Annotated in this window: 21 protein-coding genes; 9 read left to right on the forward strand and 12 right to left on the reverse strand. The window is 63.4% G+C overall.

Annotated elements, in window-relative coordinates; translation table 11 throughout:
* Positions 1–36 precede the first annotated feature (36 nt).
* From RXV90_RS23020 to RXV90_RS23045, 6 genes are all read right to left on the reverse strand, one after another.
* Positions 37–744 (reverse strand): IS6 family transposase, encoded by a 708-nt coding sequence (locus RXV90_RS23020; RefSeq protein ID WP_316652271.1) that lies wholly within the window; start codon positions 742–744, stop codon positions 37–39.
* A 60-nt stretch (positions 745–804) separates the two neighbouring features.
* On the reverse strand, positions 805–1,815 hold the full coding sequence (locus RXV90_RS23025) for an ABC transporter ATP-binding protein (protein WP_316652272.1): 1,011 nt from the start codon (positions 1,813–1,815) through the stop codon (positions 805–807).
* Positions 1,812–2,804, reverse strand: a complete 993-nt coding sequence (locus RXV90_RS23030; protein ID WP_316652273.1) for an ABC transporter ATP-binding protein — start codon at positions 2,802–2,804, stop codon at positions 1,812–1,814. Before RXV90_RS23030 ends, RXV90_RS23025 begins: the two co-directional genes overlap by 4 nt.
* Positions 2,801–3,736, reverse strand: coding sequence for an ABC transporter permease (locus tag RXV90_RS23035; protein ID WP_316652274.1), 936 nt, complete (start codon positions 3,734–3,736; stop codon positions 2,801–2,803). Before RXV90_RS23035 ends, RXV90_RS23030 begins: the two co-directional genes overlap by 4 nt.
* Positions 3,733–4,707 (reverse strand): ABC transporter permease, encoded by a 975-nt coding sequence (locus tag RXV90_RS23040; RefSeq protein ID WP_316652275.1) that lies wholly within the window; start codon positions 4,705–4,707, stop codon positions 3,733–3,735. The genes RXV90_RS23035 and RXV90_RS23040 overlap by 4 nt, the downstream gene beginning before the upstream one ends.
* Before the next feature lie 72 nt (positions 4,708–4,779).
* A complete protein-coding gene (locus RXV90_RS23045; RefSeq protein ID WP_316652276.1) occupies positions 4,780–6,360 on the reverse strand; it encodes an ABC transporter substrate-binding protein in 1,581 nt (526 codons plus the stop codon).
* A gap of 170 nt (positions 6,361–6,530) precedes the next feature.
* Between RXV90_RS23045 and RXV90_RS23050 the strand changes: the two genes are divergently transcribed.
* From RXV90_RS23050 to RXV90_RS23075, 6 genes are read left to right on the forward strand one after another with little or no spacing between them, the layout of a single operon-like run.
* Positions 6,531–7,166, forward strand: a complete 636-nt coding sequence (locus tag RXV90_RS23050) for a MarR family winged helix-turn-helix transcriptional regulator (RefSeq protein WP_316652277.1) — start codon at positions 6,531–6,533, stop codon at positions 7,164–7,166.
* Positions 7,163–7,876, forward strand: a complete 714-nt coding sequence (locus RXV90_RS23055; protein ID WP_316652278.1) for a creatininase family protein — start codon at positions 7,163–7,165, stop codon at positions 7,874–7,876. The genes RXV90_RS23050 and RXV90_RS23055 overlap by 4 nt, the downstream gene beginning before the upstream one ends.
* A 4-nt stretch (positions 7,877–7,880) precedes the next feature.
* On the forward strand, positions 7,881–8,900 hold the full coding sequence (locus RXV90_RS23060) for a ketopantoate reductase family protein (RefSeq protein WP_316652279.1): 1,020 nt from the start codon (positions 7,881–7,883) through the stop codon (positions 8,898–8,900).
* The gene (locus RXV90_RS23065; RefSeq protein WP_316652280.1) at positions 8,897–9,637 is read left to right on the forward strand and encodes an SDR family NAD(P)-dependent oxidoreductase; all 741 of its coding nucleotides are present in this window, start codon (positions 8,897–8,899) and stop codon (positions 9,635–9,637) included. Before RXV90_RS23060 ends, RXV90_RS23065 begins: the two co-directional genes overlap by 4 nt.
* Positions 9,634–11,043: a dipeptidase gene (locus tag RXV90_RS23070; protein WP_316652282.1), complete on the forward strand. Its 1,410-nt coding sequence runs from the start codon at positions 9,634–9,636 to the stop codon at positions 11,041–11,043. The genes RXV90_RS23065 and RXV90_RS23070 overlap by 4 nt, the downstream gene beginning before the upstream one ends.
* Entirely contained in the window at positions 11,040–11,930 is an 891-nt protein-coding gene (locus RXV90_RS23075) for a DMT family transporter (protein WP_316652284.1), read from the forward strand. Before RXV90_RS23070 ends, RXV90_RS23075 begins: the two co-directional genes overlap by 4 nt.
* Before the next feature lie 233 nt (positions 11,931–12,163).
* On the opposite strand, the gene RXV90_RS23080 is transcribed toward RXV90_RS23075, so the two are convergent.
* From RXV90_RS23080 to RXV90_RS23105, 6 genes are read right to left on the reverse strand one after another with little or no spacing between them, the layout of a single operon-like run.
* Positions 12,164–13,471 carry a TRAP transporter large permease gene (locus tag RXV90_RS23080; RefSeq protein WP_316652286.1) on the reverse strand — a complete coding sequence of 436 codons (1,308 nt, stop codon included), beginning with the start codon at positions 13,469–13,471 and terminating at the stop codon, positions 12,164–12,166.
* A complete protein-coding gene (locus RXV90_RS23085; protein WP_316652289.1) occupies positions 13,471–13,977 on the reverse strand; it encodes a TRAP transporter small permease in 507 nt (168 codons plus the stop codon). Before RXV90_RS23085 ends, RXV90_RS23080 begins: the two co-directional genes overlap by 1 nt.
* Before the next feature lie 56 nt (positions 13,978–14,033).
* On the reverse strand, positions 14,034–15,044 hold the full coding sequence (gene dctP, locus RXV90_RS23090; RefSeq protein ID WP_316652290.1) for a TRAP transporter substrate-binding protein DctP: 1,011 nt from the start codon (positions 15,042–15,044) through the stop codon (positions 14,034–14,036).
* 50 nt (positions 15,045–15,094) lie between these two features.
* A complete protein-coding gene (gene leuD / locus RXV90_RS23095; RefSeq protein ID WP_316652291.1) occupies positions 15,095–15,706 on the reverse strand; it encodes a 3-isopropylmalate dehydratase small subunit in 612 nt (203 codons plus the stop codon).
* Entirely contained in the window at positions 15,703–17,103 is a 1,401-nt protein-coding gene (gene leuC / locus RXV90_RS23100) for a 3-isopropylmalate dehydratase large subunit (RefSeq protein WP_316652292.1), read from the reverse strand. Before leuC ends, leuD begins: the two co-directional genes overlap by 4 nt.
* The gene (locus RXV90_RS23105; protein ID WP_316652294.1) at positions 17,100–17,894 is read right to left on the reverse strand and encodes a GntR family transcriptional regulator; all 795 of its coding nucleotides are present in this window, start codon (positions 17,892–17,894) and stop codon (positions 17,100–17,102) included. The genes leuC and RXV90_RS23105 overlap by 4 nt, the downstream gene beginning before the upstream one ends.
* Before the next feature lie 140 nt (positions 17,895–18,034).
* Here RXV90_RS23105 and RXV90_RS23110 point away from each other — a divergent pair, with 140 nt between their 5' ends.
* Genes RXV90_RS23110 through RXV90_RS23120 form a run of 3 tightly spaced genes read left to right on the forward strand, consistent with a single transcriptional unit; the run spans position 18,035 to position 22,340 of the window.
* The gene (locus RXV90_RS23110; RefSeq protein ID WP_316652296.1) at positions 18,035–18,595 is read left to right on the forward strand and encodes a nuclear transport factor 2 family protein; all 561 of its coding nucleotides are present in this window, start codon (positions 18,035–18,037) and stop codon (positions 18,593–18,595) included.
* The gene (locus RXV90_RS23115; RefSeq protein ID WP_316652298.1) at positions 18,592–20,286 is read left to right on the forward strand and encodes a hydantoinase B/oxoprolinase family protein; all 1,695 of its coding nucleotides are present in this window, start codon (positions 18,592–18,594) and stop codon (positions 20,284–20,286) included. The genes RXV90_RS23110 and RXV90_RS23115 overlap by 4 nt, the downstream gene beginning before the upstream one ends.
* Positions 20,283–22,340: a hydantoinase/oxoprolinase family protein gene (locus RXV90_RS23120; protein WP_316652299.1), complete on the forward strand. Its 2,058-nt coding sequence runs from the start codon at positions 20,283–20,285 to the stop codon at positions 22,338–22,340. Before RXV90_RS23115 ends, RXV90_RS23120 begins: the two co-directional genes overlap by 4 nt.
* Position 22,341 lies beyond the last annotated feature (1 nt).

Below are 22,341 nucleotides of genomic sequence, written 5' to 3' on the forward strand. Positions count from 1 at the left end.
TCGAACTCGTCTCAGTTTCCGGTGAACAGCCTGTACTCATCCGGAACAAAGTTGGCGCCACTCGGCGAGAGCAGCGGCCCGGTTAAGCTTGAAATTCTGTCGTGAGTAGAAGTGACGCTCCTGATTGAAATGGTTATGAACCGAAGCATGGACGGTGACGAATTTCTGCAAACATCGAATCTGCCGAAAGCGCTGCATCGCCCGTTCTCGTCGTCGGAACGGCAGGTGTGAATTCTCCGCTCGATTGTTCAGCCAACGGCCTGTTTCCTGCCTGCCGGCATTGCCGATATCTTTCATCGCTGCCCTGTAAGAGCGGAGCTTGTCCGTCACCAGGATGTGCGGGCGACCGTGGCGCATCATCGATTTCTTCAGGAATTTCAATGCGGCCTTTCGATCCCGGGTCTTGGTCACGTAGGACTCAAGCACCTCACCTTCATGGTCGACTGCCCGCCAGAGATAATGCACTTCGCCTTTGATTTTCACGAAAACCTCGTCCAAGTGCCATTGCCAATTCGAGTAGGCGCGCATCCGGCTGATCCGTTGTCGCCGGATCTCTGCTGCAAACATCGGGCCGAACCGGTTCCACCAGAACCGCACCGTTTCGTGGCTGATCTCGACACCGCGCTCGTGCAGAAGATCTTCGACATTCCGCAACGAAAGCGGAAATCGGACGTACAGCACTACCGCCAGGCGGATGATTTCAGGGCTGCTTTGAAAGCCCTTGAACGGATCAGATTTGGTCATGCAGAGACGCTACGAGGCCGCCCTACTCGCCTCAACTGGAATCTTTCTGACAAGTCCGCCTCAGCTATTCCCGACCGCCAAACGTTCGGCGAAGTGACACGCACATTTGCGTTCGGCGCCGTGCAGGGGCTCCAGGTCCGGGATCTCGGCACGGCACCGATCATCGGCAATTGGGCAGCGCGGCGAGAAATGACACCCGCTGGGAGGCGATAAGGCCGACGGAATTTCACCCTCAATCGGAGCGAAAGTGACGAGTTCGCCGTCGTCGAGCACGAAGCGTGGCACGCTCTTCAGAAGCGCTTCCGTATAAGGATGGGCAGGCTGATCGAAGACTTCAGCTGCCGGACCGATCTCGACGATACGGCCGAGATACATGACTGCCATGCGATCCGAGACATGGCGCACAACCGACAGATCATGACTGATGAACAGGCACGTAAGCCCTAGATCGCGCCGCAATTCGAGGAAGAGGTTCAGGATCTGGGCCTGGATCGAGACGTCAAGCGAAGCGACGGGCTCATCGCAAACCAACAGGTCGGGCTGCATGGCGAGCGCGCGCGCGATCGCAATCCGCTGGCGCTGACCGCCCGAGAACTGGTGAGGGTAACGGTCCGCCTGCTCGGGGTCGAGCCCGACGCGTGCGAACCAGCCCTCGACGTAGGATTTCAACCCGGCCCGCGTCGTCAGGCCGTGCGCCAGCGGTCCCTCGCCGACCGCCTGACCCACCTTCATGCGCGGGTCGAGCGAGGCGAAGGGATCCTGAAAAACAGTCTGAACCCGGGTCGTGACCTTGCTTTCGCCCTCCATCACCGGATCGCCGTCAAGGCGCACCGATCCCGCATCGGGGGCGAGGATGCCCGCGGCCAGCCGGCCAAGCGTGGACTTTCCGCAGCCCGATTCCCCCACAAGCCCCAGCGTTTCGCCTTCCGCCACCGAAAGGCTGACCTTGTCGACGGCAACAAGCGGGCGCTGCTCGACACTGGATCCAAGGCGTGCCGCGATCCGTTCGCCCATGGTCAGGTTGGGGCGGAATTCCTTCGACACGCCTTCGATCGTCAAGAATCCGCTCATTGCGAAACGCCTTCCAGATGCGCAGCATCGGCGTTGCCCGGATGGTGGCAGGCGACGGCCTGTGCGCCGATGGCGGCAAGGTCTGGTCTGACATCGCAGGCCGCATCAGCACGCGGACAGCGTGGTGCGAACGGGCAACCCGGCGGCAGGGCCAGAAGCGACGGTGTAGTGCCCGGAATCTGGCGAAGCGGCTTGCCGGGCGCGGCAGAGCTTGGAAGCGAGGCGATCAGCCCCTCGGTATAGGGATGATTGGGTCGGCGCAGCACGGACGCGGTCGAACCGCTTTCCACCATGCGCCCGGCATACATGACAAGAAGGCGGCTCGCGAGCGACGAGACCACAGCAAGGTCGTGGCTGATCCAAATCATCGCCGTGCCGGTTTCGGCGACAAGCGCCTTCATCTCGGCGAGGATCTGGGCCTGGATCGAGACATCGAGCGCCGTCGTCGGCTCGTCCGCCACGATCACCGCGGGCCGATGCAGAAGCGCTATGGCGATTGCCACACGCTGGCGCATCCCGCCTGAAAACTCGTGCGGATAGCTCCGGAGCCGTGCCGCGGCCGACGAAATCCCGACGCGGGTCAGAAGCTCGGCCGACCGCGCATCGGCGGCACGTCGCGTGACCCGTTCGTGCGCCTCCTGCGCGAGCCGCATCTGCTGGCCGATCGTCAGCATCGGGTTGAGCGTCGCGATCGGGTCCTGAAAGATCATCGAGATGTCGCGCCCGCGCAGGTCCCGCAGCGTAGCGTCGCTTGCGCCCACAAGCTCCCGCCCCTTTAGACGGATCGAGCCTTCGACGATCCGGCCCGGCGGATCGACGAGCCCAAGAAGCGAAAAGCCCGTCACCGTCTTGCCCGACCCGCTTTCGCCCACAAGGCCCAGGATCTCTCCTTCCGCCAGCGTGAACGACACCCCATCGACGGCTTTCACCACGCCCGCCCGCGTGTGGAAATGGGTCTTCAGGCCTTCGACGCGCAGAACGTCCGTCATCGCCGCAGCCTTGGATTGAACTGGTCGCGGATGCGGTCGCCGACAAGATTAATCGCGACGATCAGGATGATCAAAGCGACGCCGGGATAGACCGAAATCCAGTAGCGCCCACTCATCATGTAAGGAAACCCGTTCGAGATGAGCATACCCAGCGAAGGCTCGGTCACCGGCAGGCCTAGCCCCAAGAAGGACAGCGTCGCCTCGAGCGAGATCGAGTTCGCGATTTGGACTGTTGCCACGACGATAAGTGGCGGCAGGCAGTTCGGCAGAAGATGGCGAAGGACCACGCGGCGGCCTGATAGGGGCGTGGCAAGCGCAGCTTCGATATAGTCTTTCCGCCGCTCTGAGGTCGCCGCGCCATAGGCCGTGCGGGCGAAATAGGCGTATTGCGCCGCGACAAGCGCGCCAATCAGCTGCGCCTTCCCCTGCCCCAGAAGGGCGACGAGGACGAGCGCCAGAAGGATCGCCGGGAACGACAGCTGCAGATCGACAATGCGCATGATCAGGGTCTCGATCCGCCCCCCGAGATAGGCAGCGAGGATGCCAAGGCCCGCGCCAAAAACCAGCGCCACGCCGCCCGCCGCCAGCCCGATCTGGATCGACACTCGCAGCCCATACATGATCGCCGACAGAAGATCGCGCCCCTGCGGATCGGTGCCGAGGATGTGGGTGTAGCCGCCCGTTCCAACAAACCCCGGGGGCCTTCTGGCATCCAGAAGCGACAGAGTCGCAAGATCGTAAGGGTTCTGCGGGGCGATCAGAGGTGCCAGAAGTGCAAGCAAGCCGAGTATGACGACTACGACAAGGGCCACGACCGCAACCGTGCTTTCGCGGAATTCGGCCCAGAACCGCGCCAAGGGAGAGGACGGGCGGCGCGCCTCTTCGTCCGCCTGCGGCGCTCTTGGGACGGGATCGCGCAACGTATCGCTCATGCCGCCCTCCGTGCCCGGATCCGCGGGTCGATCAGCGCGAAGACCAGATCGACCGTGAAGTTGATCGTCACGAACAGGGCCGCCGTCAGGATGAGGTAGGCGACCATCACCGGCCGGTCGAGCACGTAAATCGAATCGATGATCAACTTGCCGACGCCCGGCCAGGAAAAGATCGTCTCGGTCACGACCGCGAAGGCGAGCGTCGAGCCCAGTTCCAGGCCGAAGACGGTGACGATCGGGATCGAGATCATCTTCAGAAGGTGCCGCCGCAGGATTGTCGCCTCAGACAACCCGGCGGCACGGGCGAACTTGATCGTGTCGGTCAGCATGATCTCACGTGTCCCCGCGCGGGCAAGGCGGATCATCATCGCAAGCTTGAAGAGCGCCAGGTTAATCGCGGGCAGCGCGATGTGGGACAGGCCGTCGAACGTCAGGAAGCTCCACCGGATCCCGAAGATTTCGATCGTATCGCCGCGCCCGCCCGCAGGCAGCCAACCGAGCGAGACCGCAAAGGTCAGGATCAGGATCAGTCCGACCCAGAACGAGGGCACTGAAAAGCCGAGAACTGACAAGGCCATGATCGTCTTCGAGATGCGGCTGTCGGGTCGATATCCCGCGTAGACGCCAAGGGCGACGCCAAGCACCGTGGCGGATATCACCGAGATCAGAACGAGTTCCAGGGTCGCGGGCAGGCGCGAGGCGATCAGTTCCAGAACGGGGATGTTGTAGACGAAGGACCGTCCGAAATCGCCCTGCACGGCGTTCGAGACGAAGATCCAGTATTGCTCCCACAGCGGCCGGTCAAGGCCCAGGCGCCGGATCGCCTCCTCTCGGATCGCCTGCGTGGCGTCGGGCGGTATGACGATGTCGACGGGGTTGCCGATCGCGTAGACGCCCACGAAGACGATCACCGACATCGCCGCCATGACGACGACCGCCTGAAGAAAGCGCTGGATGACGAACCCGAGCATTGCCGCGTCAGACTCCGGACGAAGAAAAAGCCGGGCGGCAGCGCCGCCCGACCATAGGGGATGTAGCGCGGATCAATTCGCCGGGCGAATGAAGAACGCGAGCGTGTCTTCGTCGAAACGCGGCTCGAACGTGTAGGCGCCCGCCTTCGCGGCCCAGACCGTCTGAAGCTGCACGACGGGGATGTAGGCACGGTCGGCGACGACCAGCGCCATCGCTTCCTCATACATCGCCCGGCGCGCATCGGCATCGAGCGTCGTGGCACCCTCCTGCAGAAGCCGGTCCACCTCTTCATTTACGTAGCGCACCCGGTTAAATGCGCCGAGGCCCACCTCGGGGTCGTTGGAATGGGCGAGCCCGCCCAGCGTGTAGGACGCCTCGCCCGTCAGCGTGCCCCACCCGTTCATGAAGACCGAGTACTCCTGCGCCGCCTGCGCCGGGAAATAGACGGTCCGGCTGATCGCGTTGACGTTCGTGTCGATGCCGACCTGCGTGAACATCTGGCCAAGACCCTGACAGATCGCCCCGTCGCCCGGCAGACGGTCCGACGTGCAGTAAAGGTCGATCTTGAAGCCGTCCGGGTATCCCGCCTCGGCCAGCAACTCGCGCGCCCGCGCCGGATCGTAGACCTTCGCCGGGATGCTTTCGTTCGAACCGAAAAAACCCTTCGGCATCAGTTGGTTGGCCGGCTGGCCGAGGCCTTCAAGCACGATCTCGACCATCGTTTCGCGGTCGATCGCCAGATCGAAGGCTTCGCGCACAAGCGGGTTCGTCAGCGGGTTCTCCGCCATCACGTTGCCATCGTTGTCATAGACCTTCGGCGTCTCGCCCCGCTGATCGAGCTGCAGATTCATGATGTAGACGCTGTCGCCGATGATTGAATCGATGTCCGCGTCGTTTGCAAGCGCGAGGTAATCGACCGACGAGACGTAGTTGATCACATCAACCTGCCCCGCCTTCAGCGCGGCGAGACGTGAGCTGTCGTTCGGGATCTCCTGGCGGATCACCCTTTCCCACGCGCCCATGCCGCGCCAGTAATCATCGAAGCGCTCCAGCACCAGATCGCCGTTCGGTTCCCAGCTGACGTATTTGTAAGGACCGGTGCCGATCGTGGCCGCGCCCGAATTGAAGCCCTCCGCCGCCGTCTCTGGCGTCGAATAGTCTGCCGCCGCCTCGGACGAGACGATGAACAGGCGGATGAAGTCATTCGGCAGGGTCGAAGCCGGGCCGTCGGTGTGGATGTGGATCGTGTAGTCGTCGATGATCTCGACCTCGGCCACTCGGCGGACGTAGATCGTCGTTGTTGTTGGGCCGGTGACGACCGGAATGCGCTCGATCGAGAACTTCACGTCCTCGGCGGTGAAGGCAGAGCCGTCGTGGAACGTGACGCCCTCGCGCAGCTTGAATTCCCAGGTGTCCTCGTCGATCGGCGCCCACGAAGTTGCAAGGCCAGGCTCGATCTGCAGATCGGTGCCCGACCATACGAGCGTGTCGAAGATGTGCTTTGCGGCGGCCGCGTGCACGCCCAGCGCCGAGTAATGCGGGTCCATCGATTCCGGACCGCCGCGCACGCCCATAGTCAGGGTCTGTGCCGTCGCCGCCCCGGCGGTGAGCGAAAGGCCCGCGCCGAGAGCCGCGGCTTTGAGTAAAGTCATCGTGGATGTGTATCTCATCCGTCTCCCCATTGTCGAAGGTTGCGCCCGCGGTTTCGTCCCCGGGACCGATTTCAATTTGGAACTTGCTGAGTTGACGATGATCGGTACACTCGCTTCAGTCAAGTTCCATATGAAACTTGGTCTGACCCAGCCGGAGCCATGCACGCGAGATGACCGATAAACCGCCAGTCTTCGAGGCGAACGCCACAGAAGCGGGCGCGGCGGCTCCGAACACGCTCGGCGCGCGGCGCGCGGCGAGCGTGGATGGCGGGGTGGGCATCGAGCGGATGCAGCAGGCCAAGCTCTGGGACAATCCGTGCTGGATGGCGTTCCGGGTGAACTACCTCGCGCTGCGCTACAACACCCCGCTCTACGACTGGATCCAACGTACCTACGGGCTGAGCCGTCCGGAATACGTGGTGATCTACTCGCTGGCGCTGACCGACGGCGGACAGGCCCGCGACATCTCCGAAACCTCGGGCTTTCCGCGCAATACCCTGTCGCGGGCGATCGGGCACCTCGAGGAACTCGGCCTGATCGAGCGCGAACACCTACCGGGCGGGGGTCGCAACCAGCTTCTTCGCCTGACGGAAGCCGGCTGGCGGCTCTTCGACGAGACGCTGCCTGCATTCCGCCGTTTCGAGCAGATGATGCTGTCGGCGCTGGAGCCGGACGAACAGGACACTCTGGCCAAACTGCTCGCGAAGATCGTCCTCGCGGGCGACGACTGGCCGGAAAGCCTGAATGACCCCGCGCAGGACCTTCCTGATCCGCGCGCAACTGCCAAACCGGAGCGGCCCACATGAAGATTTCTGAGATGAACTGGATGGATGTAGAGGCGGCGGTCGTGCGCGACCCGCGCTGCATCGTGCCTATCGGCTCGACCGAGCAGCACGCACAGCTGTCGCTCTGCGTCGATTGCATCCTGGCCGAGAAGGTGTCGCTCGATGCCGCCGAACCGCTGGATATCCCGGTCTTTCCGGTCATGCCCTACGGGCTTGCCCCCTATTTCAGCGCCTATCCCGGCACGATCACGCTGCGCGTGGAAACGCTGCTTGCGGTCATGCGCGATGTGCTCGCCTCGGTGCGGCGGTCGGGGTTCAGGAAGATCCTCGTGGTCTCGGGCCACGGCGGCAACGCCCCCGTCGGCGCGCTGGCGCAGGAGCTGATGGCCGACTGGGGCGACGTGTCGATCAAGTTTCATGAATGGTGGAAGGCGCCGCGCACCTGGGCCAAGGCGCAGGAGATCGACCCCACCGGAAGCCACGCAAACTGGATGGAAAACTTTCCCTGGACCCGGCTTTCCCAGACGCCCGCGCCCGAGGGAACCAAGCCCGGGTTCGACATGGCGCTCATGCGGGCGAGCCCGCCACGTCAAGGCCGCACACTGATGGGCGACGGCGCATTCGGGGGCCCATGGCAGCGGCCTGACGACGAGGTCCTGGCGCTCTGGGACATCGGAGTCGCAGAGACCCGAGAGGCGCTCGAAGGACCCTGGCCAGAACTTGGCGGCTGACCCCATGAATGACGACATCCTGATCTGGGGCGCAGGGGCCATCGGCGGAACCATCGGCGCCTATCTGGCCCGGGCAGGCGCGCCGGTGCAAATGGTCGACATCGTCGCCGAACACGCAGCTGCCTGTTCGGGGCCGGGTCTCGCCATCGAGGGACCGGTCGAGGAGTTCACGCAGGTCGTGCCCTGTGTAACACCAGCCGAGGTGTCGGGGACGTGGCGACGCATCGTCCTTGCCGTCAAGGCGCAGGCGACCGAAACGGCGATGGAGGCGCTGCTGCCGCATCTCGCGCCCGACGGATACGTCCTGTCTGCGCAGAACGGGCTGAACGAGCGGGTGATTGCCGAAATGGCGGGGCCGGAGCGCACGATGGGCGCCTTCGTGAACTTCGGGGCCGACTGGCTGGGCCCCGGACGGATCCTGTTCGGCAACCGCGGTGCGGTGGTCGTGGGTGAAATCGACGGCAGCGTGCGCGACCGGACGCGCGAGATGCATGCTGTGCTGAAGAGCTTCGAGCCCGAGGCTGTTCTGACGGACGACATCTGGGGCTACCTCTGGGGCAAGATGGGCTATGGCGCGATGCTTTTCGCCACGGCGCTGACCAACGACAGCATGGCCGCCAACTTCGCCGACCCGGCCCGCGCGCCGGCGCTGATCGGGCTCGCGCGCGAAGTTATGGCGACCGCCCGCGCCGAGGGCGTCTCTCCCAGGCCCTTCAACGGGTTCGAGCCTCAGGCCTTCATGCCTGGCGCCACGGATGACGCGGCCCGGACCTGCCTGGCAGCGCTCGCCGACTTCAACTCGAAGACGGCCAAGACCCACACTGGCATCTGGCGCGACCTCGCCGTCCGCAAGCGCCGGACCGAGGTCGACCCGCAAGTCGGCGCAGTGGCTGAAGTGGCGCGCGGTCACGGCATAGCCACGCCGCTGCTCGACCGGGTGGTCGAGCTGATCCACGACATCGAGGACGGTCGCCGCCCTCTCTCGGGTGACACCTTTGACGCGCTGCTGGAGCGCGTGCCATGACCCGCCAGGCGCTCGTCACCGGCGTGGTGGGCGGCATCGGCGCGGCGATCGCCCGTCGTCTCGCGGCGGAGGGCCACGCGGTCACCCTGACCGACCTTCCCGGGCCGGGTCTCGCCCGGCGGAGCGAGGAACTCGGCCTTCCCGCCATGGCCTGCGATCTCGGCGACGCGGCGGACGTGCAGCGGCTCGTTGCCGACCTAGCGGCTACCGGCGGCCCGCCCAAGATCGTCGTGAGCGCCGCCGGCGGCGTCCGCGGCCAGACCGGCAAGCCGGTCGAGGAGGTCAGCGACAACGACTGGCATCGGATATTCGCGGCCAACGTCGACAGCGCCTTCCACCTAGCCCGCGGCGTCGTGCCTTCGATGAAGGCGTCCGGCTGGGGGCGGATCGTGACGATCTCGTCCGGCGCAGGACTGCGCCCCAGCCTGACCCGGATCCAGGCCTATTGCGCGGCGAAGCATGCGCTCGTCGGGCTGACGAAACAGCTGGCGCTGGAACTCGGCCCCGCCGGCATCACCGTCAACTCGGTCGCACCGGGCTTCGTCCTGTCGAACCCCTCGACCGAGCTCCAGTGGGACAGCTATGGGCCCGAAGGCCAGGCCCAGTTGCTGGAGCGCATCCACACGCGGCGGCTCGGGCGGCCCGAGGACATCGCCGCGGCGGCCGCGTTCTTCGTGTCGGACGAGGCCGAATGGGTGACTGGGCAGGTGCTCTCTGTGGACGGAGGTGTCGCATGACGGACGCGGTTCTTGACCACGCGCTCGGCCAGCGCGATGCCTTTCTCGCGCGACTCTCCGCCCTTGTCGCGCAACCGTCCGTCGGGGCCGACCCGGCCTATGCCGACGGAATGGAGTCCGCACGCCGCCTCCTCGAATCCCGCCTGGCCGACGCCGGGTTCCAGGGCCTGCGTCGCCTGACCGCTCTCGACGGCAGCGGGCAGCCCGCGATCTATGCCGAGTGGCTCGGGGCCGAAGACGCCCCGACCCTGATCGTCTACGGCCATTACGACGTGCAGCCCCCCGATCCGCTCGACCTCTGGCAGTCCCCCCCCTTCGAGGCGACGGTGCGTGACGGGCGCCTCTACGGGCGGGGCGTCTCGGACGACAAGGGCCCAATGTTGATCGCGCTCGAGGCGATGATCGCCTTCCTCGAAGTCGAGGGGCGCCTGCCCGTGAACGTCCGCCTTCTCCTCGAGGGTGAGGAAGAGACCGGCAGCCCGTCTCTCGCGCCCATCCTCGCGGCCCATCGCGATCTTCTGAAGGCGGATGCCGTGCTTTCGGCGGACGGTGCACGATGGCGGGCGGACCTGACGACGATCAACGTCGGCAACCGCGGCAACGGCGGGTTCGAGATCACGGTCCGCACCGCCGCGAAGGACCTGCATTCGGGCCGTTACGGCGGTGTGGTGCCGAACGCGCTTCACGTCCTCGCCGACCTCGTCTCGGGTCTGCGCGATGCCGAGGGCCGGATCGTGGTCCCTGGCTTTCTTGACGGCGTGGACGAGCCATCCGACGAAGACCGCGCGGACATCGCTGCGATCCCCTTCGACGAGGCCGCCCTGCTGGCCGACCTCCAGACCGCGCCGGTGGGCGAGCCCGGCTTTTCATTCCTCGAACGCCTTTGGCTCCGGCCGACGCTCGAGGTAAACGGGATGTGGGGCGGCTATACCGGCGCCGGCGGCAAGACGGTAATCCCCAACACGGCACACGCCAAGTTCACGATGCGGCTGGTACCCGGCCAGGATCCCGACCGGGTGCGCAAGGCGGTTCTCGACCACCTTCGCGCGTCCTGCCCGCCCGGCGCGACGCTCGCCGTCAGCGATGAACGCGGCTGGGCTGGCGCCTATGCCGTGCCCCAACTGCACCCGCTCCTGAGCGCAGCTGAGGACGCGCTCGAAGAGACGACCGGCGACCGCCCGATTCGGGTGCGCATCGGCGCGACCCTGCCGTTGACCGAACTAGTCCGGACCACGCTCGGGCTTGACACGGTAATGTTCTCGTTCTCGACCGCGGATGAGGATTACCACGCCCCGAACGAGTTCCTGCGCCTTTCTGCCATCGACGAGGGGCTGGCCGCATGGGTCTCGCTCCTTCGCAAGGTGGGCCGGCAGGATCCGGCCGAATACAGCGCGTTCCGTCCATGACGCGACCCGCCACGGCCGTCGGCGCGGCACCCGTGGACAACCTTCGCGGCGCGATTCTCCTTGCCGCTGGCGCCCTGTTCTTCACGGTCGAGGTCGTCGCCGTCCGGATGCTTGGCGGGCGCGCCAGCGATGGTCAGATCGTCTTTGCCAGGGCAGCGATGCAGCTTCTCGTCGTTTCGGCGTGGATCGTCCTCAGCCATCCGGGTGCGTTCCGCACGCGGCGTCCGGCACTGCATCTCGTGCGCGGACTGACGAGCCTTGTTTGCTGGTGGCTCTACTACCGTAGCTTCCAGGAACTGGACCTCGCCCTCGCAACCCTGCTAACTTTCTCGAGCTCGCTTTTCGTCGTCCTCCTCGCCGGTCCGGTCCTGGGCGAGCGCGTCGGCGGCCTGCGCTGGGCGGTCACGCTCCTGGGCTTCTGTGGGGTCGCGCTCGCCGCGCTGCCGGATCTGACCGGGGTCGGCGCATCTCCGATCGGACTGGCGGCCGGGCTTGGGGCAGCGCTGGCCGCCGCAGCGCTCGTCCTTCAGAACCGGATCCTCGCCCGGACCGAGCGCACTGTAACGATCATGTTCTACATCGCCCTTGTCGCGACACTCGGCACGCTGCCCGCGATTGTCGTGGACTGGCAGCCCCTCGGGGCCGGACCGTTGGTTTGGCTGGCTCTGTCGGGCGGGCTCGGAACGGCGGGCATGCTGTTCACTATCGAGGCCTACCGGGTCGGCGAAGTCTCCGCGCTCGCTCCGTTTCCATACCTCCGCCTTGTGTTCTCCGTAGTGGCCGGGTTTGTCATCTTCGCCGAGGTGCCAACGCCGCATGTACTGGGCGGAGCCCTGCTCATCTTCATTACGGTGCTGACTACGGGTCGCGCCGAAGCACGCAAATAAGTAGGTATCGCGTCGGGGTTTGCAGTAGGGGAAGGCACCCTGCCCCGCCTCAAGCCAAGTTCCTCTGACAAGGCCGCCCAGGGAGATCGTCCACATGGACACGCTGCGCCACCAGAATGATCGAACCTGTTTTCGGGATGTCGAGGCGGCTATTCGCCCTCGTGGCAAGCAGGATCCTCCAGCTCGTGGGAAAATCAACGAGTTTAGTTGCGAAACCTTTCGCGATCTCCACTCTAGAGACTGGGAAGCCAGGTTGCCAACGGAGGGAACATGATGAGCAGTCCAACCACGATCAACGAGCACACAATGAACGGGATTGCCGCGAGATAGATCTCCCGCATCGTCGTGTCTTCCGGTGCGACGCCCTTCATAACAAATAGCAACAATCCGAACGGTGGCGTGGTGAAGCTGATCTCTAGTGCGAGAAGCATAATCAGACCGAACCAGATCGGATCAAAGCCGAGGCTGGTCGCGAGGGGATAGTAGATCGGCACCGTGAGGAGCATCATTGAGATCTGTTCCATGAACATGCCGAGAACGAGCAACACTGCGAACATGACAAGCAGCATCAGCACCGGAGCCAGTTCGAAACCGGTCGCCCAGTCAATCAACCCCCTCGACGCACCCGAGAACGCGAGCAGCTGACTGAACGTGGCAGATCCGAACACAATCAGGTAGGCCATGAGGGTTACCCGGAGCGCCCCCCGGACCGATGCCTTGATCGCTTCCCATGACAGGCAGCGGTAAAGCACAGCCAGAATTAGGACACCAAGCGCACCGAAGGCCGCAGCCTCGGAGGGGGTCACGATGCCACGGATCATCATTACGACGATCACCACCATCAGTCCGACCATCGGAACCACATCTCGAAGAAGAATGCCGAGCTTTTCCGAGACCGACTGATGCTCGACCTCATAGGCCGGAGCGGCAGAGGGATCTCGTCGGGTCTGGATGTAGATTGTCACCACATAAAGTGCTGCAAGGATCAGACCCGGAATAATGCCGGAGATCAGCAGGGCGCCGACATCGATCTGCGCAAGCGTTGCGAGAAGAACCGCGAGCGCTGAGGGTGGGATGATAATTGCAAGTCCGCCGGTGCCCAGAATTGGTCCGATCGACATGTGTTTCTTGTATCCGCGCCTGATCATTTCCGGCACCATCAGCGATCCGAGAAGCGCGGTTGAGCCCATTGAAGAGCCGGAAAGTGTTGAGAACCCCGTGCCACCGAGAACGGTCACGTAACTGAGGCGGCCGGGCAATTTGCCCAACAGACGATCTATGGCCGAGAACATTCTCTGGCCAAGCCCAGTGTGGAAGAAAATCTCTCCCATAAGCAGAAACAGCGGGATTGGCACGAGAGCAAACTTCGTGAGCGACCCCCAGCCGTTGTTGAGCAACTGAACGACCCCGCGCTCACCGCCCATGAAGACCCAGGCACCAAGGATGTTTGCCGCAAGAAAGGCCAGCGCCACAGGCATGCCAAGCGCCATAAGGAACATGATCGAGCCGATCAGAAGGGCGAGAGCCTCGAACCACTCCATTATTCGTGGATCCCCGCCTCGCCGGAATGCATGAGTTCTGACCCGAACACAAATCTCGCGAACTCGACCGCCATGAAGGAAAAGGCAACCGGGAAAGTTATCGTCAGCAACCATCGCGGATAGAAATAGGCACGCACGTCAAAATCATTCCGCTCGATATTGGTCAGAAACAGCTCGAGGCCATACCACGCAAGGATGAGCGAGACGGCGACGCACAGACCTGCCACGAGACGACTGACGATGCGCCTGAGGGCGGGGGGAAGAGCTGCAGTGACAAGCTCGATATGCACATGGCCCTTCTCGCGCACGAGCCAGGGTGCTCCGAGCATTGTCATGTAGAGAAGGCCGTACTCCGAGGACGTGAAAAGCCAGGCAAACGGCTGAATGCCGAAATTCCGCATCATGACCGAGATCACAACCGAAACCATCAGCCAGACCAGCGTCATGGCAGCGATCAGTGCCATGAGGCTCAAAAGCCCGTCATAGATGCGAATGAGGTGGCGCATTGATTTCCCGCAGGCCAGCCGGCCCGGGCGAAGACCCGGGCCGGTTTGAGATCAGATCAGTCGGCTGCCGGATCGTAGAAGAGCTCGATCAGCCGGTCGTAGTTACCTGTACCCTGAGGTGCGGCCTCCATCTGTTCGCGCATCCGTTCCCAGGTCTTTTCGCGGGCCGCTGCAAGGTAATTCGCGCGGGCCTCGCCCTGCAGCTCGACCACCTGCATACCCTGTTCGGCCAGCGCGGCGAAGTCGTCATCCCGCTTCGTCCGCAATGCATTCACGCTGTCGATTTCGTGCTGGACAGCCACGTCCTGCAGGATCTTCTGGGCATCGGCACTGAGGTTGTTCCAGCTGTCGAGATTGACGATCACTCCGAGGTCGGTCGAGAAGAAGCAGGGCTCAATCCGGTAGTTCAGGAACTCATTCCACTTGAGATCGATCAGGCCGATCTGCGTCCAGCCCGTTGCATCCACCACGCCCCGCTGAAGTGCCGCGTAAACCTCGCCGGTGGGCAGGTCGATCACCTGAGCGCCGAGGTAGTTGGTAAAGAAGGCATTGTAGACGGCGTTGCCGCGCAGTTTCAGGCCCTCGACCTCCAGATTGCCATCGGCATCGAAGCTTGGTTCGTTGCGGGTCCAGAGATTGTAGCAGACGCCGGAATCGAACCAGCCGAGATACTTGAGCCCCATCTTCTCCTGGTGGATCTCGTCAATCAGGGCGATGCCACCGTTCTCCCTGGTCTCAATGGCAGTGAGGTTCGATGCGACGAGTGCGTCCTTCTCCGGCAGAGCGCCTCCGTAGAAAGACCCCGGGGTGTAAACCATGTCGACAATGCCGTCGCGGACCGCATCTGGTTGCTGGAACATGCCGATCGCCTCGGGCCCGCCGCGGACTTCAATCTGGATGACGCCCTCACCGGCCTCGTTAACCTTGTCAACGAACGACAGGAAGCTCTGTGTGTAGATAAGGGTCTCGGGAAAGGCGTGGACGGCAGTCAGCGTGTCTTGCGCCGAGGCCGAAACACCGATCAGAGTGGAGCCGGCTATAACGCCGGCAGCGAGTTGCAGTTTCATGGGTATTCCTCTCTCCCTTTGGACTGTTGTTGGTTTGGGCGTACTGCCCGTCAGCCGGCCCCTGCCGGCAATCTCCAGTGCGCCTCTTCCTCGATAGTGCGGCGGAAGGAGGCGATTTCGTTTCGGTATTTCAGGGTTAGGTCGATGTCGTCCCAGCCTTCGATCAGTTTCTCGCGCCAAACCGGGTCCAGATCGAAGGGCAGAGTGCTTTCTCCAATCTTCAAAGTCGAGGTGGCCAGATCAATGAGCGCATCCATCTCACCTTCGCCCAGCGCCCCGATCAGCGCGTCGACGGTGTCCGCATCCACTCGGGCCGGCAACAATCCATTGTTAACGGCATTCGAGGCAAAAATGTCGCCGAAGCTCGGGGCGATCACCGCACGGATACCAAAATCGACCAGTGCGTAAACGGCCGCCTCCCTCGAAGAACCGGAACCGAAGTTCCTTCTCGTGACAAGCACACTGACTTCGGGATGACGATTGAGTGGGAACTCCGGCCTGGGCCTGCCCTCCCCGTCGTACCTCATGTCGTGAAGAAGGAAATCGCCGTAGCCCTCGGAACGCGGCGTCGACATGAAGCGGGCGGGTATGAGCTGGTCGGTATCGACGCTTTCCCTGTCGAATGCGATCGCTATTCCCTCATGAGTGGACCAACCTGTCATGCCGCGCTCCTGCCGTCTAGCAATGGACGGACGTCGGTCAGATGACCGGTGACCGCGGCGGCCGCCACCATTGCAGGTGACATGAGATGCGTGCGCGCGCCCGGCCCCTGTCTTCCACGGAAGTTGCGGTTCGTGGTGGAGGCGCATCGTCTTCCGGGTTCGACGTGATCGCCGTTCATCGCGACGCACATTGAACAGCCGGCGCCAACCCACTCGAGCCCGGCGTCCTTGAAAATCCTGTCCAGCCCCTCCTCTTCGGCCTGGCGCTTTATCCCCTGCGACCCCGGCGCGACAATCCCCGGGACGCGGGCCTGGCGGCCGGACAGGACGGCCGCTGCGGCTCGCAGATCCTCGATGCGGGCGTTTGTGCAGGATCCGATGAATATCTCATCGATGGCGACCTGCTCGAGCGGTTGCCCCGGCCGGAGGCCCATGTAGTCCAGCGTACTCCTAAATCTCTCCGCCTGTTTCGGGGCAAGCGCCTCAAGGGTCGGTACGGTGCTGGTCACAGGCAGTGCGTCTTCCGGCGAGGTGCCCCACGTAACAACCGGCGCGATCTCAGAGGCGTCGATCGTCACCTCCCGGTCGTAGCGGGCCCCGGCATCCGACGGCAGGGCGCGCCAGGCATTGATTGCCTCGTCCCAGTCCGCGCCCGATGGCGCATATCGACGCCCCTTGATGTAGGAATAGGTCGTCTCATCCGGGGCGATCATGCCGAACCTCGCACCACCCTCGATAGAGAGATTACACAGCGTCATGCGTGCTTCCATCGACAGTCCGCGAACGGCGGGCCCCGAGTATTCAATCGCATGACCCCGCGCGCCATCGGCGCCAAGCTCGGAAATCCAGTGAAGTGCGAGATCCTTCGCACCGATCCCGGGGCCGAAATCGCCCGTGACCGTCATTTTCAGGGATTTCGGCTTCGTCTGCCAGATCGTCTGGGTTGCCAGGACATGCGCGACCTCGGTCGCCCCGATCCCGAAGGCAAGCGCCCCGAACGCCCCATGGGTCGAGGTGTGACTATCACCGCAGTTGATCAGCAATCCGGGCAGCGTAAGCCCCTGTTCGGGACCAATGACGTGCACAATGCCTCGGCGCGGATCGTCCAGACCAAAGCACTCTATCCCATGCTGTCGCGTGTTCTTGCTAAGGGTGTCGATCATGCGCGCGATTGCCGAGGTGGCAGGCTTGCCGCGTGTCGGGGCATAGTGGTCCGCCACGCCGAAGGTCAGGCCCGGTTCGGCGACAGGCAATCCGCGCTCAGCGATCTTTGCAAAGGCATGATGCGATCCCTCGTGAACGAGGTGACGGTCCACCCAGAGCAACGAGACGCCGTCGTCGCGACGATGGATCTCATGGGCGTCCCATAGCTTGTCGAGAAGCGTTCTCTGCATCATGTCTCGGCTGCCCCGATGACCGGTTCCCAGTGGCGCGCCTCGCCCGCACCTACCCTTGTCAGCCTCATCTCGAGGCGGAAAAGCTCCGGACGGTAAAGCGCGGAGAGATGTTCGACCCCCCTGCCCTCGGCGTCACGCACGACCCGCCGCAGCGACAGAAGCGGAGCACCGACTGAAACACCGAGTGCGTCGGCGACGTCAGGGGCCGCCAGGGTAGCCGTGACCGACTGGTAGGCGCTTTCGACCAGGACACCGGAACGCTCGAGCAGCCGGAACAGCGGCTGGGTCGCAAGATCGGTCTCACCGTAGTTCCGCGCGATCGTTTCCGGTACATGTGTCGTGAGATGTGAAAACGCCTGCTCGTCGGCATAGCGCACGCGAACGGCCGTCTGTACGGTGGATCTCTTCGCCAATCCAAGGGCGGAAGCCACCCCGTCCGGGGCCGGGCCGTAGGAAAAGGACAGAAGGCGCGCGGTCGTCCTGTGCTCCATCTCGACAAGCTGGGGCATCAGAGTGGCAAAGTTCGCTGCGATCCTGGTATCGCCATCGGGACGCGGAAGGACGACCGATCCGGCCCCCGTCCGCTTCTTGATCCACCCCTCCGCGGCCAAGGCATCAAGGGCCCGACGCACGGTAATTCGGCTTACGCCGAAGGCTTCGGCCAGCCTGTTCTCGCCTGGAAGAAGCGCGCCTTCAGTGAAGTCTCCGTTTGAAATTTCATCACGAAGAGACAGGTAGACCATTCGGGCTTTGCCGCCCTCCGGGAGTGTCTCTGGCGCGTGAACCGTCAAGCCTGTTCGCTCCTAAATGGTACCGGGAGGCTAGAGGACCGCAGGACCGGGTCAAGCCGCTGAATCATTCTCTGCGCGATTTTCGTCTTTCCATATATCAAAACCTGTAATATTGAAAGTACAGATCTTGGGAGGGATATATGCCAGTAATCGAGGCGCACATTCTCGAAGGCTACTCCCCGAACGAGAAATCTCGACTGACAACCGCGCTGACGGACGCCGTGAGATTTGTGGTCCCGGCACCCGACGAGGCCATCTCCGTGATGCTGCATGAGTATCCGGAAGAGGCCTATGCGAGGGGGGGCCGGCATCGGAAGCCTGCGCCGGCGCGTCCCGACCCCAAGGCGATCGTCCTGGATTACCTGTCCGCCATGGAGGCGCGTGATCTTGATGCCGCCTCGGCATGTCTGGGCGTTGGCTTCGAAATGAGGTTTCCCGGCACGGAACCGATGTCGAGACTGGGGGAGCTCATCGATTGGGCAAAGGGTCGGTATCGGTTCGTCACAAAGACCAACGAGGCCGTCGAGGCCTTTCAATCAAACAACGCGACGGTTGTGTACGTGCGAGGGACGCTTGCCGGCGAATGGCCGGACGGCACCACTTTTGAGGGCATTCGCTTCGTTGATCGCTTTGAGATCGAGGACGGGCTCATCACGCGACAGGACGTCTGGAACGACATTGCAGAGGTGCGAGGCAGATGAACGGCGACATCGATCCGATTACTCTGGCCGTTCTCGCCGGTCGCATGGAACAGATCGCAGACGAGATGGATGCGACGCTATTCCGCGCCGCGTTCAACCCGATCATCGCAGAGGCGCACGACGCATCCCACGGCCTCTATCACGCGGCGACCGGAGACACGCTTGTGCAGGGCAAATCGGGGCTGCCCATTTTCGTCGGCGTCATGTCGTTTGCCGTGAAGGCGGTGATCGACAAGGCCGCTGAGGCGGGAGATCTCGCCGAAGGCGACATCTACATCTTCAACGACGCCCATATGGGCGGAACGCACCTGTCCGACATGCGCCTCGTCCGCCCGTATTTTCGGGATGGAGAGCTGTTCTGCTATCTTGCGAGCGTGGGCCACTGGCACGATGTCGGTGGTGCTGTGCCGGGCAACTACAATCCTTCCGCCACCGAGGCGTTTCAGGAAGCCTTCGTCCTGCCACCCGTCAAACTTGTCCGCGGCGGAGAGGTGAACCAGGACATCATCGACATCCTTATGCGCAACACCCGCCTCCCGCAGTCGGCGATGGGAGACCTGAATGGCCAGCTCGGGGCATTGGATCTCGGAGTGAAACGCCTCGACGAACTGATCGACGAATACGGGGCCGCGACCGTCCGGGGCGCTCTCGACGCGCTGGGCGATCGGGCCGAGGCTCTGATGAGATCAGAGTTGGAGGGCCTGCCCGATGGGCGTTGGGAGGCGGTGGATTACCTCGACAATGACGGCATTACGGACGAGGCCCTCCCGATACATGTCGCAATCGAGATAAGCGGCGATCGGATGACCCTCGACTTTGAGGGGACGGCGCCGGTCACGGCCGGCCCCGTGAACATCGCACTGCCGACGGCCGTCGCGACGGCATATGTGGCCATCAAGCACATCTTCCCGGACTTGCCGGCGAACGCAGGGGTTATGCGTCCGATCGATGTAAAAGTACCGAAGGGATCACTTCTTGCCGCAGAATTCCCGGCTCCGGTCGGCGGCTACACAGAGACGATCCTCAGAATGATCGATGTGATATTCTCAGCGGCGGCGCAGGCAACACCGGAGCGCGTGGTCGCCAATGCCTATGGCACGATCAATGCGCTATCCATTGCGGGAAAGCGCGCGAACGGCCAGCCCTGGGTGATGTTCAGCTTCTACGGCGGAGGTCATGGCGGAAGCGCGGAAAGCGACGGCCTGAACCATGGAAACGCACCCATTTCAACGGCCACCATTCCGCCGATGGAAATCCTTGAGGCGGCCTATCCCGTCATGTTCCGGCAATGGGCGCTGAGGCCAGACAGCGCAGGAGCCGGGACACATCGGGGCGGCCTGGGGGCAGTCTATGAAATTGAACTTCTCGAAGAAGGTGCAGAGGCATTTCTGTTCGGAGAAAGAGGGCGTTTTCCTCCTCAGGGTGTCGCCGGCGGGGAGCCGGGCGCGATGAACGAGTTCTCCTTCGAGCAGGACGACGGCTGGCATCGGCCTCCCCTCACCTCGAAGATGCTTGGGATCAAGCTGAAGAAGGGTCAGGCCGTTCGTCTCGAAACGCCGGGTGGCGGTGGCTATGGCGAACCGTCGGGCCGCGCGCCGGAGCAGGTGGCGTATGACGTTGCCGAAGGTTACCTGACGCCGGAGGTCGCCACCGAGAAATTCGGCGCGGCGTGGAAGGATGCCTCGAAATGACGAAGATGGTCGGAGTAGACGTGGGTGGCACGTTCACGGACGTCTTCGTTCTGGACGAGGACCGGGGGGTTGCCGAGGTCGCAAAGGTGCCGACAACGCGACCCGATCAGTCTGGCGGTTTTCTTGATGGCATCGGGGCACGGGTAGAGGACCTTTCTGACGTGGGTGTCGTGGTCCATGGCACGACGGCTGGGACCAACGCACTTCTGGAGAGAAAGGGCGCGAGGGTTGGCGTGATCACCACTGCCGGGCTCCGCGATGTTCTGGAAATGCGCCGCCGCGACCGCCCCCGGACCTGGGGACTTCGTGGTGATTTCCAACCCGTCGTGCCGCGCGACCTCAGGCTGGAGGTTCCGGAACGCACCCTTGCCGACGGGACGATCCGCACGCCGGTCGACCTCGACGAAGTCAGAAGGGCGGCACACCTCCTTGTCGAGCGAGGATGCTCTGCCGTCGCAGTCCTTTTCGCCAACGCCTACGCCAACCCGGAGAACGAGGTAAGGGCGCTGGCCAGGGTTCGGGAAATCTGGCCGAACCCTCATGTCAGCGGTTCATCCGAAATTCTGCCGGAGATCCGTGAATTCGAACGTTTCTCCACCACTGCCCTGAACGCGTATCTCCAGCCGGAGGTCTCAGGATATATCGATCGGCTCGATGCGGCTCTGGAAGCAGGGGGCTTCGGGGGCGAGTTCCTGATCGTCCAGTCAAACGGTGGGGTGATGGGCACCGACCTGGCATGCAGGTTCCCGATCCGAACTGCGCTAAGCGGTCCGGCCGCAGGAGTGATGGCGGCCGGACATATTGCAAAGACGGCCGGCTTCGAGAACGTGATCACCGGCGATATGGGCGGGACGAGCTTCGACGTGGCGCTCATCGCCGACGGCCAGTCCATGCTGTCCCCGCAGACTTCCATCGACTTCGGCATGGTCGTCCGCACACCCATGATCGAAATCACGACAATCGGCGCCGGCGGCGGTTCAATCGCCTGGGTCGACAAGGGAGGCCTGCTCAACATTGGCCCCGAGAGCGCAGGTTCGTCGCCGGGGCCGGTGGCCTACGGCCTGGGCAACGATCGGCCGACGGTCACGGATGCAAACGTCGTCCTTGGGCGGATCGATCCCGAAAACCCGATGGGCGGCAAGCTGGAGCGCCTCGACGTCGATGCTGCGTCGCGCGCCATCGACCTGCATGTTGGCGAGAGGTTGGGTCTGTCCACCATGCAGGCTGCGGAGGCCATTCTCACCGTGGCGAACTCACGCATGGCCGGCGCGATCCGGCTGGTAAGCATCGAGCGAGGGTTCGACCCGAAGCGTTTCGCGTTCATGCCCTTTGGGGGCGGCGGAGCTCTGCATACAGGCGCCATGCTTAAAGAGGTCGGCATCGGCCGAGCGATCGTGCCGCGTTACCCCGGCGTCACCAGCGCGATGGGCTGCGTAATCGCGGATATGCGGCAGGATTTCGTGCAGACGATCAACGCAATGACCTCGGCGCTCGATATCGATCACGTGGCGGAGATCATGCAGTCGCACGTCGACGAAGGGCACACCCTGCTGGATCAGGCCGCCTCGAAGTTCGAGGCGCGGGACATCCTTGTCGAGCTCGACATGGCCTATGTCGGGCAGACGCATACAGTTTCGGTTCCGCTGTCTCTCGATGTCGAGGGCAGGCGCGTTGCCGCACCGACCGTGGCCGGTATCGAGGCGGCTTTCGACGCGGCATATCATTCCACCTACGGCCGTCTGCTGAAGAATGGCCAGAGAAGGGTCATGAACCTGCGGACATCGGTGATCGGCAGGCGGCCCAAGTTTGATCTGAAGACCCTCGCACCGATTGGCGGAAGTGTGGAGGATGCGCGCATTGGAACGCGCCGCGTCCATTTCGGAGACCGCTGGTACGAGACGGCGATCTACGATCGCCTTTCGCTTCCCGTGGGCGCGAAAATCGAGGGACCCGCGATACTCGTTCAACCCGATACCACCGTTCTCGTCGACCCCGGGCTAAGGGCGGGGGTTGATGACTTTGGCAACACCATCATCATGCCGGAAGAGGTCTGAA

The sequence above is a fragment of the Ovoidimarina sediminis genome, from assembly GCF_032586175.1.
Lineage (GTDB): Bacteria > Pseudomonadota > Alphaproteobacteria > Rhodobacterales > Rhodobacteraceae > Ovoidimarina > Ovoidimarina sediminis.